The 12,635-nt window shown below is 74.0% G+C and carries 10 protein-coding genes; 4 read left to right on the forward strand and 6 right to left on the reverse strand.

Translation table 11 applies throughout. The features are described 5' to 3' along the window. Positions 1-63: 63 nt before the first annotated feature. The 4 genes from dnaG to ACOBQB_RS21590 form a co-directional block, all read right to left on the reverse strand. A complete protein-coding gene (dnaG, locus tag ACOBQB_RS21575) occupies positions 64-1,962 on the reverse strand; it encodes a DNA primase (RefSeq protein ID WP_423593791.1) in 1,899 nt (632 codons plus the stop codon). 56 nt (positions 1,963-2,018) lie between these two features. Then, positions 2,019-3,281 (reverse strand): NAD(P)/FAD-dependent oxidoreductase, encoded by a 1,263-nt coding sequence (locus tag ACOBQB_RS21580; RefSeq protein WP_423593792.1) that lies wholly within the window; start codon positions 3,279-3,281, stop codon positions 2,019-2,021. A gap of 162 nt (positions 3,282-3,443) precedes the next feature. Continuing rightward, a complete protein-coding gene (locus tag ACOBQB_RS21585) occupies positions 3,444-4,793 on the reverse strand; it encodes a deoxyguanosinetriphosphate triphosphohydrolase (protein ID WP_423593793.1) in 1,350 nt (449 codons plus the stop codon). Positions 4,794-4,841: 48 nt separating this feature from the next. Next, entirely contained in the window at positions 4,842-5,651 is an 810-nt protein-coding gene (locus tag ACOBQB_RS21590) for a sirohydrochlorin chelatase (protein WP_423593794.1), read from the reverse strand. A 603-nt stretch (positions 5,652-6,254) separates the two neighbouring features. On the opposite strand from ACOBQB_RS21590, the gene ACOBQB_RS21595 reads away from it, so the two are divergent. Both ACOBQB_RS21595 and ACOBQB_RS21600 read left to right on the forward strand, forming a co-directional pair. After that, entirely contained in the window at positions 6,255-6,878 is a 624-nt protein-coding gene (locus ACOBQB_RS21595) for a SanA/YdcF family protein (RefSeq protein WP_423593795.1), read from the forward strand. A gap of 240 nt (positions 6,879-7,118) precedes the next feature. Continuing rightward, positions 7,119-9,317, forward strand: coding sequence for a molybdopterin oxidoreductase family protein (locus tag ACOBQB_RS21600; RefSeq protein WP_423598650.1), 2,199 nt, complete (start codon positions 7,119-7,121; stop codon positions 9,315-9,317). On the opposite strand, the gene ACOBQB_RS21605 is transcribed toward ACOBQB_RS21600, so the two are convergent. Together ACOBQB_RS21605 and cutA are read right to left on the reverse strand one after the other, a co-directional pair. Beyond that, complete coding sequence (locus ACOBQB_RS21605; protein ID WP_423593796.1) at positions 9,199-9,747, reverse strand: DUF6355 family natural product biosynthesis protein; 549 nt, start codon at positions 9,745-9,747, stop codon at positions 9,199-9,201. The genes ACOBQB_RS21600 and ACOBQB_RS21605 overlap by 119 nt on opposite strands. Next, on the reverse strand, positions 9,650-9,961 hold the full coding sequence (cutA, locus tag ACOBQB_RS21610; RefSeq protein ID WP_423598652.1) for a divalent-cation tolerance protein CutA: 312 nt from the start codon (positions 9,959-9,961) through the stop codon (positions 9,650-9,652). Before cutA ends, ACOBQB_RS21605 begins: the two co-directional genes overlap by 98 nt. A gap of 439 nt (positions 9,962-10,400) precedes the next feature. On the opposite strand from cutA, the gene ACOBQB_RS21615 reads away from it, so the two are divergent. After that, entirely contained in the window at positions 10,401-11,276 is an 876-nt protein-coding gene (locus ACOBQB_RS21615) for a hypothetical protein (RefSeq protein WP_423593797.1), read from the forward strand. Continuing rightward, positions 11,276-12,634, forward strand: a complete 1,359-nt coding sequence (locus ACOBQB_RS21620) for an ATP-binding protein (RefSeq protein ID WP_423593798.1) — start codon at positions 11,276-11,278, stop codon at positions 12,632-12,634. Before ACOBQB_RS21615 ends, ACOBQB_RS21620 begins: the two co-directional genes overlap by 1 nt. Position 12,635 lies beyond the last annotated feature (1 nt).

Genomic DNA, 12,635 nt, shown 5'->3' on the forward strand with positions numbered 1-12,635 from the left:
GGTGACCGCACGGGTGACCGTACGGCTCCACATCGGGTAACCCGTGGCCTCAGGGCCACGCCTCTAGAGGGCGTCGGCCCCGCGATCGCGCAGTGCCTGGCCGTACTGCTGGAGGACCCACAACTCGTTCTGCACCGCGTTCAGTTGCTGCGGGTCACCGCCCGCGCCCAGGCGGGCGAGGCTGCCCTGGACGTCGCGGATGCGGCGGTCCACGGCGCGCAGCCGGACCTGGACGAGCTGCACGCCCGCGTACACCTCGTCGACGGTCTTGCGCAGGATCGCCTCGACGGCGAGCTCGGTGACCATGCGGCGCACGGTGTCGTCGGGCGCCGCGTCGAGCACGCGCGCGAGGTAGGCCTGCGCGTCGGTGATGCCCGCCTCGGCGCCGCCCGCCTCCTCGATGCACTGGCGTACGGCCGCGTAGGGCGGGGCGGTGAACTCGTCCACCCCATAGGCGTCGAAGGCCGGGGAGACCAACTCGGGGCGCTGAAGGGCCAGTTTGAGCAGCTCGCGCTCGGTGCGGTGCGCGGGGCTGCGCAGGGTGAGCGCGGGGCCGCTGGGCGGGGGCGGTCCCTGCGCGTACGTCTGCTGGGGCCTGCCCTGCGGCTGCGCGGGGCCCCGGCCGCCGCGGTCGCGGGCCCAACGGGCCAGCTGCGACACGCGCTTGACCACGAACTGCGTGTCGAGGATGCCGAGCATGCCGGCGAGCTGGACGGCCACCTCGTGCTGCGCGCCGCTGTTCTTGATGCGGGCCACGACGGGCCCCGCCTCGTCCAGGGCGGCGGCCCGTCCGGCGGGGGTCTCCAGGTCGTACCGGGAGACGATCTGGCGCAGCGCGAACTCGAAGAGCGGCGTGCGGGGCTCGACGAGGTCGGCGACCGCCCCGTCACCCTTGGCGAGGCGCAGCTCGCAGGGGTCCATGCCCTCGGGGGCGATGGCGATGTACGTCTCGGCGGCGAACTTCTGGTCGTCCTCGAAGGCGCGCAGGGCGGCCTTCTGGCCCGCCGCGTCGCCGTCGAAGGTGAAGATGACCCGCGCCGAGCCGTTGTCCATCAGGAGGCGGCGCAGGATCTTGATGTGGTCGCCGCCGAAGGCCGTGCCGCAGGTCGCGATGGCGGTGGTGACACCGGCGAGGTGGCAGGCCATGACGTCGGTGTACCCCTCGACGACGACCGCGCGGGAGGTCTTCGCGATCTCCTTCTTGGCGAGGTCGACGCCGTACAGGACCTGGCCCTTCTTGTAGATCGGGGTCTCGGGGGTGTTCAGGTACTTCGGGCCGTTGTCGTCGTCGCGGAGCTTGCGGGCTCCGAAGCCGACGACCTCGCCGCCGATGTCGCGGATGGGCCACATCAGGCGGCCGCGGAAGCGGTCGATGGGGCCGCGGCGGCCCTCCTGGGAGAGGCCGGAGAGGGTCAGCTCCTTGTCGGTGAAGCCCTTGCCGCGCAGATAGCGGGTGAGGTGGTCCCAGCCGGCCGGGCTGTAGCCCACGCCGAAGTGCGCGGCGGCGGCCTGGTCGAAGCCGCGCTCGGCGAGGAACTTCCGGCCGATCTCGGCCTCGGGGCTCTCCAGCTGGTCCACGTAGAACTGGGCGGCGACCTGGTGGGCCTCGACCAGGCGGATGCGCTCGCCGCGCTGGTGGCTGGGGTTGTACCCGCCCTCCTCGTACCGCAGGGTGATGCCCGCCTTGGCGGCGAGGCGCTCGACCGTCTCCGAGAACGTGAGGTGGTCGATCTTCATCACGAAGGCGATCGTGTCGCCGCCTTCCTGGCAGCCGAAGCAGTGGAAGAGCCCCTTGCTCGGGCTGACCTGGAAGGACGGGGACTTCTCGTCGTGGAAGGGGCACAGGCCCTTGAGGTTTCCGCCTCCGGCGTTGCGCAGCTGGAGGTAGTCGGAGACCACGGCGTCGATCGGGACCGCGTCCCGAACCGCCTTCACGTCCTCGTCATTGATCCTGCCTGCCACGTACGAATACTACGGCTCGTCTGTGACACTCCCGTCCGGTCCGCGGCCCGGCCCTCTCACGCGAGCAGCGACTCCAGAGGGACGGACGGGTCCGCGAGGCGCTCGATGTCCGGGCGGGCGCCCGTGCGGATCAACTGCTGGACGGTCTCCGTGACGTCCCACACATTGACGTTCATCCCGGCGAGCACCCGGCCCTCGCTCAGCCAGAACGCGATGAACTCCCGCTTCCCGACGTCACCGCGGGCCACCACCTGGTCGTACGTCCCTGGGGGCGCCCAGCCCGAGTACTCCAGGCCCACGTCGTACTGGTCGGAGAAGAAGTAGGGCACGCGGTCGTGGCGGAGGTCCTGGCCGAGCATGGCGCGGGCCGCGGCCGGGCCGCCGTTCAGGGCGTTCGCCCAGTGCTCGACGCGCAGCCTCGTGCCGAAGAGCGGGTGGTGCTGGGCGGCCACGTCGCCCGCGGCGTAGATGTCGGGGTCGGAGGTGCGCAGGGAGGCGTCGACCAGCACGCCGCCGCCGTGCGCGCGGTCGGCCAGGTCGAGGCCCGCGGCCTCGGCGAGGGCCGTGCGCGGGGCGGCGCCGATCGCGGCGAGCACGTCGTGCGCCGGGTGCTCCTCGCCGTCGTCCGTCTGGACCGCGAGGACCATGCCGTCCTGGCCGACGATCTCGGTGAGCGAGGCGCCGAAGTGGAAGCGCACCCCGTGCTCGGCGTGCAGGTCGGTGAAGACCTGGCCGAACTCGGGGCCGAGGACGCCGTGCAGTGGGGTCGGCTCCCGCTCGACGACGGTGACCTCCGCGCCGTACTCCCTGGCGGCCGCAGCGACCTCCAGGCCGATCCAGCCCGCGCCCGCGATCACCAGGTGGCCGTTGTCCCTGCCGAGGGCCGCGAGGACCTGGCGGAGGCGGTCGGCGTGGGCTAGGCGGCGCAGGTGGTGGACGCCCGCGAGGTCCGTGCCGGGGATGTCGAGGCGGCGCGGCTCGGCGCCGGTGGCGAGGAGCAGCTTGTCGTAGTGGACGGCCGTGCCGTCCCCCAGGCGCACGCTCCTGGTGGCGCGGTCGATGGCGACGACGGGCTGGCCGAGGTGCAGCTCCACGTCCGCTTGCGCGTACCACCCCGGTTCGTGGACGAAGACGCTGTCGCGCTCCTCCTTGCCGAGGACGTAACCCTTGGACAGGGGTGGGCGCTCGTAGGGATGGTCACGCTCGTCACCGACGAGGATCACCCGGCCGGTGAAGCCCTCGGCACGGAGCGTCTCGGCCGCTTTGGCTCCGGCCAGACCTCCTCCCACAATGACGAACGTCTGATGCGCGTCGACCACTTGATGCCTCCTTGCCGGGGATACCGGGGGTGGCCCCCGGAAGAACACAGCTCTGCCACACAGCCTTGCCGCCACAGGGAGCGTCCCGCACGGAGCGTGATGGGGGAAGGGGGCGTGGCCTCAAGAGACCACTTTCCGTCACACCCTGTGGTCACTCCATGGTCACCGACCGGTGATCCCTTGCTGTCTGGCCGACAGCCGGGTGTGCAGGGCGCGGGCCGCCGCGTCCGTGAGTGACGCGATCTGGTCGATCACGACGCGCCGCGCGGCGCGGTCGTCGGGCGCCGCGTCGTACAGCGCCCTGAACTGCGGGTCCAGTCCCTCGGGGGCGCGCGCGGTGAGCTCCTCGGCGAGTTCGGCGACGACGACGCGCTGGTCCGCGCGGAGCCGCTCCTGCGCGGGGCGCTGCATCACGTAGAGGTCGGCGACGGCCTTGAGTACGGCGCACTCGTGCCGCGCCGCGCGGGGCACGACGAGCTCGGCGGCGTACCGCGACAGGGGGCCCGTGCCGTAGCGCGCGCGGGTGGCGGTCTCCGCGGCCAGGCAGAAGCGGCCGATGAGCTGGCTGGTGGCGTCCTTCAACCGGGCCTGGGCGACGGCGGATCCGTCGTAGCCGTGCGGCCACCACTCCTGTTCCAGGAGGCGGTCGAGGGCCTGGGCGAGCTCTTCGGGGTCGGTGTCCGCGGGGACGTAGCGCCCGAGGGCCACGGTGTAGATGTCCTGCCGCTCCGGCTCGGCGTGCAGCGCGTTGGGGTCGATGTGGCCGGCGTGCAGGCCGTCCTCGAAGTCGTGGACGGAGTACGCGACGTCGTCCGACCAGTCCATGACCTGGGCCTCGAAGCAGATGCGGTGCCCCGGGGCCTCCTTGCGGACCCAGTCGAAGACCGGGCGGTCGTCCTCGTAGACCCCGAACTTCGAGGACGCCGGGTCCGTGGGGTGGGCGCCGCGCCGCCAGGGGTATTTGGTGGCGGCGTCCAGGGCGGCTCGGGTGAGGTTGAGGCCTACGCTGACCAGCTCGCCGGTGGGCTCGGAGCGGACGAAGCGCTTCGGCTCGATGCGGGTGAGCAGGCGCAGCGACTGGGCGTTGCCCTCGAAGCCGCCGCAGTCCGCCGCCACTTCGTTCAGCGCCTGTTCGCCGTTGTGCCCGAAAGGCGGGTGGCCCAGGTCGTGGGAGAGACAGGCGGTCTCGACCAGGTCGGGATCGCAGCCGAGGGCGGCGCCCAGCTCGCGGCCCACCTGGGCGCATTCGAGGGAGTGCGTCAGGCGGGTGCGGGCGCTCGCGTCCCAGGCCTGGCTTCTGGTGCCGGGCGTGACGACCTGAGTCTTTCCGGCGAGCCGGCGCAGGGCGGCGGAGTGCAGCACGCGCGCGCGGTCGCGCTGGAAGGCCGTACGCCCCGGCCTCTTGTCGGGCTCGGCGTCCCATCGCTCGACGGCGGCCTCGTCATAGACCGCGCAGATGTCGTGAGCCTCGTGTCGCGTGTCCGGTGCTGTGCCTTCCGTGGTGCCTTCCATGCACCGACAGTAGACGCAAGCGGTGACAAAGGAGGCTCTGGCCTCCCGTCAGACGGTGGTGAGGCGGCGGTATTCGGCCGCCGGGGCAGGACGGGCGTGGGCGCGGGCCTCGTCGTAGCGGTGCAGGGCGAGGCGGGCCAGCGTCGGGTGGGCGCCGAACGGGGGCGCGGCGATCCAGGGGGCGGCGGACGCGCTCTGGGTGGCGAAGCGGCCCGGCGCGGTGAAGTAGGCGGCGACGGCGGTACGGGTCCGGCCCTCGGCGGCCAGGGCGGCGAGCGCCTCGGGCACGGTGCGGGCGCAGGCTTCGGTGGGCGCGGCGTAGGCCGGGACGACGGGGACGCCGAGGCGGTCGGCGAGCAGCTTCGCGGCCCGCTCGGTGTCGGCGGCGGACTCCGGGTCGCGGGAGCCCGCGGCGGCGAGGACGACCGCGTGGCGGCGGCGTGCGCTCACGCTCAGGGGCCGCGCGGGCCAGCCCGCCTCGACGAGCCGGGAGTGCAGCGCCTCGGCGAGCATCGGGTGCGGGCCGAGGGGGGCGGCCACGCGGGTGGCGAGGTGGGGGGCGTCGGCGGCGGCCGCCGGGATGTCCCGCTTGACGTGCTGGCCCCGGCTCAGGAGCAGGGGGACGAGCACGGCCCTGCCGCCCTGCTCCGCGGCGAGGGTGTCGGTGAGCAGCGGTTCGTTCAGTTCGATGTGCCCGAGGCGGACGGGGAGGCCGGGCCGCCGCTCGCGGATCCGCTCGGCGAGGGCCGTGACGGTGGCGAGGGCGCAGGGGTCGCGGCTGCCGTGGGGGACGAGGATGAGGGTGGGGACGAGGTGGGTGCTGCCGGACTCGTCGCGAAGAGGGTTCGACGGCGTCATGGACCGAGGATGGCCGGGGCAGATTGCGGGGGCGTTGCGCGGCCGTGACGGCTGGTTTCGGCGGGCTCACGGTCGGGGCGGGGCGTTGGTCAGGGGCTTGGTCAGGGGCTTGGTCAGGGGTTGGCGAGGGGGTTGGTCAGGGCCCGCCCGACGTGTGAGGCAGGGGGCCGGGTCGGGGGTGGGTCGGGGGTGTTTCAGGGGCGGGTCCGGGTCGCGGGGGCGCGCCTGTCGCCGGTGGGTTCGCTTACGGTTGGGGGAGTGATCGGATCGGGGAGGTCCGAGGGGTGGCACGGGGGCGAGGCATACATGGACCAGAAGGATCGACGCTGGTGGGGGCGGCTGCGGGGGTCGGCGGCGGCGTGGCGTGAGGGCGGCTTGGCGGGGCTGCGGCGTCCGGGGCGGTCACGGCACCCGGCGCGGTCACGGCACCCGGCGCGGTCACGGCACCCGGCGTGGTCACGGCATCCGGCGCGGTCGCGGCATCCGGCGTGGTCGCGGCATCCGGCGCGGTCACGGCGCCCGGCGTGGTCGCGGCATCCGGCGCGGTCACGGCGCCCGGCGTGGTCGCGGCTTCCGCGGACGCGGCAGGGGGAGCGGCGGGCCGTGCAGGGGGTGATGGCGCTGTGCGTCGTCGCGCTGCTGCCCGCGACCTGGCTCTTCGTGACGACGGACAACAAGATCGGCTCGGTCGCGGACGCGCCGCGCGCACGGGTCGCGATGGTCTTCGGCGCGGGGCTGTGGAAGGGCGAGCCCTCGCCGTATCTCGCGCACCGGCTGGACGCGGCGGCGGAGTTGTACCGCGCGGGACGGATAGAAGTCGTACTCGTCACGGGCGACAACAGCCGCGAGGACTACGACGAACCGGACGCGATGCGCGCCTACCTGAAGAAGCACGGCGTGCCGGGCCGACGGATCGTGAGCGACTACGCCGGGTTCGACACGTGGGACTCCTGCGTGCGCGCCAAGAAGATCTTCGGCGTGGACCAGGCGGTGCTGATCAGCCAGGGCTTCCACATACGCAGGGCGGTCGCGCTCTGCGACGCGGCGGGCGTCTCGTCGTACGGCGTCGGAGTGGACGCCGTGCACGACGCGACGTGGTACTACGGCGGGGCGCGGGAGGTGTTGGCGGCGGGCAAGGCGGCACTGGACGCGGCGTTCCGTCCCGACCCGCAATTCCTCGGACCGCGGGAACCGGGCGTGGAGCGGGCGCTGGCCTCGGGGCGCTAGTCCTCCCCGTACCGGGGCGGCCGGGCACCCGGCCTCACAGCGAGGCATGGCCACGGCTGAGATCGGCTTACCGCGTGCGTAACGCGGACGCGTCTGGGCACGTAACAACAACGGCGGACGCTGGGCGGCATGCACTCCACGGCGACACCCGCGACACCCGCGACACCGGCGGCCTCCGTGACTCCGGCGGCCACGGCGGTGACGGCGACCCACTGCCCGTACTGCGCGCTGCAGTGCGGGATGGGTCTGGCGGCGGGCACCGGCGGTGGGGTGGAGGTCGTGGAGCGCGCGGCGTTCCCCGTGAACAAGGGTGCCCTGTGCGGCAAGGGGCGCACGGCGCCCGCTCTGCTCTCCTCCCGGGTGCGCCTGACCGAGCCCCTCGTCCGATCCCACGCCACGGGCAAGCTCGCGCCGGCCACCTGGGAGGAGGCCCTGGACCGGATCGCCGACGAGTTGTCCCGTGCGCGTGCGGAACACGGCGCGGACGCCTGCGGGGTCTTCGGCGGAGGAGGGCTGACCAACGAGAAGGCGTACGCGCTCGGCAAGTTCGCCCGGGTGGTGCTCGGCACGTCGCAGATCGACTACAACGGACGGTTCTGCATGTCGTCGGCGGCGGCGGCCGGGCAGCGGGCGTTCGGGCTGGACCGGGGGTTGCCGTTCCCGCTGGAGGACATCCCGCGCACCGGCTGTGTGATCCTCGTCGGGTCGAACCTCGCCGAGACGATGCCGCCCGCCCTGCGGTACTTCACGGAACTGCGGGAGAACGGCGGCACGCTGATCGTCGTGGACCCGCGCCGGACGCGCACCGCCGAGCAGGCCGACCTGCACCTGGCGCCGCGTCCCGGCACGGACCTCGCCCTGGCGCTCGGCCTGCTGCACCTGGTCGTGGCCGGGGGCCGCACGGACGAGGCGTTCATCGAGGAGCGGACGACCGGCTGGGAGGAGGCGCGGGCGGCGGCGATGGCGCACTGGCCCGAGCTGGTCGAGCGGATCACCGGCGTGCCGGTGCCCCAACTGCGCGAGACGGTACGCATGTTCTGCGATGCGGAGGCCGCGATGGTGCTCACCGCGCGCGGGCCCGAGCAGCAGTCCAAGGGCACGGACACCGTCGGGGCGTGGATCAATCTGTGCCTCGCCACGGGGCGGGCGGGGCGTCCGCTGTCCGGGTACGGCTGCCTGACCGGGCAGGGCAACGGCCAGGGCGGGCGCGAACACGGCCAGAAGGCGGACCAGTTGCCCGGCTACCGCAAGCTGACGGACCCGGCGGCACGGGCGCACGTGGCGGAGGTCTGGGGCGTGGACCCCGATGCACTGCCGGGCCCCGGCCGGTCGGCGTACGAACTGCTGGACGCGCTCGGCGGGGACATCAAGACGCTGCTCCTGATGGGCTCCAACCCGGTCGTGTCGGCGCCGCGGGCCGCGCATGTGGAGCAGCGGCTGCGGTCGCTCGACTTCCTCGCGGTGGCGGACGTGGTGCTGTCCGAGACGGCCGAACTGGCGGACGTGGTGCTGCCGGTGACGCAGTGGGCCGAGGAGACGGGGACGGTGACGAACCTGGAGGGGCGGGTGCTGCTGCGCCGCCGGGCGGTGTCCGCGCCCGACGGGGTGCGCAGTGACCTGGAGGTGCTGCACGGGCTCGCGGCGCGGCTCGGTCACGGGAAGAAGTTCCCCACCGATCCGCGGGAGGTCTTCGAGGAACTGCGCCGGGCGAGCGCGGGCGGGGCCGCGGATTACTCCGGCATCTCGTACGAGCGGTTGAGGGAGGGGGAAGGCGAGGGGGTGTTCTGGCCGTGCCCCCGTGGTGACGTGGGGACGGAGAGCAAGGAGACCAAAGAGAGCGGCGAGAGTGGGGAGAGTGGGGGGAGCAAGGAGAGTGGGGCGGGCGGGGAGGCCGTGCATCCTGGGACGCCTCGGCTGTTTCTCGACCGGTTCGCCACGGAGGACGGGCGGGCGCGGTTCGTGCCGGTCACGCACCGGGCCGCCGCCGAGGAGCCGGACGCGGAGTATCCCGTGCTGCTGACCACCGGGCGGGTGCTCGCGCAGTACCAGTCGGGGGCGCAGACGCGGCGGGTCGAGGAGCTCAACGACGCTGCGCCCGGCCCGTTCGTGGAGGTGCATCCGCGGCTCGCGGCGCGGCTCGGGCTGGCGGAGGGCGAGGCGGTCGCCGTGGTCTCGCGGCGTGGCCGGGCGGTCGCTCCGGCACGGATCACGTCGTCGATTCGGTCGGACACGGTCTTCATGCCGTTCCACTGGGCGGGCGAGGGTCGGGCCAATTCCCTGACGCATCCGGCGCTCGACCCGGTGTCGCGGATGCCGGAGTTCAAGGTCTGCGCGGTGCGGCTCGAACCGGCGGACCCCGGGGAGAGGGCCGGAGCCGGGACCGCCGCGCCCATGGACAGCGCCCGGGCCGCAGTGCGCCCGGGCCCCCGATCCACGTGACGCCCGGGCCCACGCACTTGAAGTTGTTCGGGCCCCAGTCGTCGATCTCGATCAGGGCCTTCGCCCCGTCGCTCGTGCAGTGGTTGCAGTAGGCGTCGCTGTGGGTCTCGAAGCATCCGCAGGGGTTCTGGGTGGCGGTGGGCGTGATGGCGGTGGCCGCCAGCGACATGCCGAGGGCGAGGGTCGCGGCTCCGACGAACGCGGGCAGGGATCGGCGAACTCGCGTGCAGCGACTCCTTGTTGAGGGCGTGGTGCTCGCGCACCGGCCGCGCGCACCGGGCGGGCGCGCAGAGTTGTGCTTCAGTAACTCTTCGCGGTCGCGTGAGTTGACCCTAGGGCGCGGTCTCCCGCTCCACCCACTCCAGGTAGGCCGCGCTCCCCCGGGCCACCGGCGTGGCGATGATCTCCGGGGTGTCGTAGTCGTGGGCATCGGTGAGCCACGCTTCCAGGGCGGCGTAGCGGGCGGTGGTCGTCTTGAGGAGCACCTGCCATTCGTGGGCGGTCTCGATCTCGCCCTCCCAGCGGTACACCGAGGTGACGGGACCGGTGATCTGCGCGCAGGCCGCCAGCCGCGCCCGGGTCGCCCCGTACGCGAGATCCCGCGCCTTGGCTTCGGCGTCGGTCGTGGTCAGCACGGTCAACACGGTCGGCGCGGTCGGCTCGGTCTGCTCGGGCCGCGCGGTCGGCTCGGTCTGCTCGGGCCGCGCGGTCGGCTCGGTCGGCTCGGGCCGCGCGGTCGGCTCGGTCGGCTCGGGCCGCGCGGTCGGCTCGGGCCGCGCGGTCGGCTCGGGCCGCGCGGTCGGCTCGGTCGGCTCAATCGGCTCGGGCCGCGCGGGCCGCGTCATCGGGGCGTCGTCCATACGCCGATTGTGCACAGCGGCGGCCATGGGCGAGCGGCCAGGCCGAAGGTCCTGAACATTCCGATTCCACACTCCTGGGCTCGGTTGTTACATAACCTCCTGGTTTTCGTGATGGGCGGTTCCTACCGTCGACAGCGGTGGCCGGTCTCGTCGTCGGATTCCGGCGCGATCCCCACGGCCGGCCACCGCCAGCCCATCGGCCTCCGCACCAGTCAGCCACGCCATGCACCCGATCCCTCGCCCCCCGGCCCTCCGCCGCCTGCTCCTCCTGGGCGCCGCCCCCTTCGTCGGCCTCGCCACCCTCGCCGCCCTCGTGGCCCTCGCGCTCACCGGGTGCGCCGACCCCGATGGCCTCGGCCCCGGCGAGGCCGTCCCGCCGGTCTCCGCGCAGCCGCGCCCGGAGGCGGTCTGGCCCGCCTGGTCGGGCGCGTCACCGCGGGCGCCGGGCGCGGACGCCGCCACGCGCCAGCCGCCGCCCAAGGCGCTCAAGGGCCTGCCGGAGGTCGGCCCCGGAGGCCTCGCCTCGCTGAACGTCCACGCGGTCCTGCGCGCCGATCCGCGTACGAAGCCGCTGGCCGGGCGGGATCTGATCGACGGGCCGGGGCGGGCCGGGCTCAGGCGGCCCGCGTTCCTGGACCTGACCGGCGACAAGAAGCCCGAGATGCTGGTGGCCGCGGACACCGAGAGCGGACGGAACGTCCTGGCCGTCTACAGCGCGCGCGGCGGCAAGGTCTACCCGGTCCTGCTCACCTCCGGGCGGCGCATGAGCGTCGAGACGATCGGCCCCGATCTGCTCGTCCGCACGCCGTGCGCGGAGGGCGGGGAGCAGGCCGTGCGCTTCCACTGGGACGGCGCGCGGATGTCCACGGTCAGCGACTTCAGGGACTACGAGAAGCGGCAGGGCGCTCAGGGCGGGCCCACGGAGCAGGGCGACCGGGGCAAGCAGGGCGGCCAGGGCAACCCCACGGAGCAGGCAGCGCCGGGCCCGGCGCCCGCGTCCCCGCCCCCGTCGCCGTCCCCGTCCCCGTCCGCGTCGCCACCTCCGCCTCCGTCCCCGTCGCCGTCTCCCTCGTCCGCCCGGCCGCCGGGAGGGTCCTGATGGCGCTCAGGATCGCGAGGCCTCTGGCGCCACGCAAGGCCGCCTCGTCCCGCCCCGGCGGCCGCACCCCGTCCCGCTCCGGCGCCCGCGCCTCGCTCAACGCCCTCGGGCTGCGCTGGAAGATCGCCGCGCTGCTCGCCGGGGGCTGCGCTGTCGTCGCCGTCGCCATCGGGCTGCTCATCCATCACGCCCGGCTCGACCAGGTCGTGGGGAACGCCCGGTCGCAAGCCACCGCGCAACTGATCCGCGTACGGCAGTTGTACGAGCTCACCGGGCAGGTCGATCAGAGTGACACGGACGCGGCCCTCGACGCCCCGGACCTGCCCGCGCCGCTGCGGCGGGCGGCGCTGGCCGGGCAGCGCACCACCTACCTCGACCTGGCCTCGGACGACCCGTGCGTCTGGGCGGCGCGGCCGGTCGGCGGCCGGGCCCGCCACGTCCTGTCCGTCCGCGAGCCGCTGCGCGAACAGGCCGACGAGGTGGCGGACTTCGACCGGCGGGTGATGTTCTCCGGCGGCGTGGTCGTGGCCCTCGCCGCGCTCGGCGGCGCGGGGCTCTCCAGCAGGCTGAGCCGTGAGCTGCGGACCGCCGCGGCCATCGCGCGCCGCATCAGCCAGGGTGAACTGGACGCCCGTATCGACCACCCCCGCCCGCCGGGCGTGCGGCACGGCAAGGACGAGGTGGCCGAACTGGCCACCGCGGTCGACACGATGGCCGCCTCCCTGCAACAGCGCCTGGAGGCGGAGCAGCGCTTCACCGCCGATGTCGCGCACGAGCTGCGCACCCCGCTGACCGGGCTGCACACGGCGGCCGAACTGCTGCCGCCGAGCCGCCCGACGGAACTCGTGCGCGACCGGGTCAGCGCCCTGCGCACCCTCACGGAAGACCTGCTGGAGGTGGCACGGCTGGACGCGGAGGTGGAGAGGCCGGACCTGGAGACGCATCCGCTGGGGCGGCTCGTCGAGGCGTTCGCGGAGCGCGCGGACGGCTCGGCGGCCGCGTTCACGGCGCGAGGGACCCGGGCCGCGTACGGCACGTTCGTACGCACCGACGTGCGCCGCCTGGAGCGGATCTTGACCAACCTGGTCGCCAACGCCCGCAAGCATGGCGGCGAGCCGGTCGAGGTGTGGGTCGAGGGCACGGGGGTCACGGTGCGCGACCATGGCCCCGGCTTCCCCGAGTGCCTCCTGAAGGACGGCCCGCAGCGCTTCCAGACCGGGGCGCGCGAGCGCGGGCAGGGCACCGGCCTCGGCCTGACCATCGCGTTCGGCCAGGCCCAGGTGATCGGTGCCCGCATCGGCCTCTCCAACGCGGCGGACGGCGGCGCGGTGGCGGTCGTCTGCCTGCCCCGCGCCTGAC

Origin of the sequence: Streptomyces sp. G5(2025) (assembly GCF_049542075.1) — a bacterium.
Taxonomy (GTDB): Bacteria; Actinomycetota; Actinomycetes; order Streptomycetales; family Streptomycetaceae; genus Streptomyces.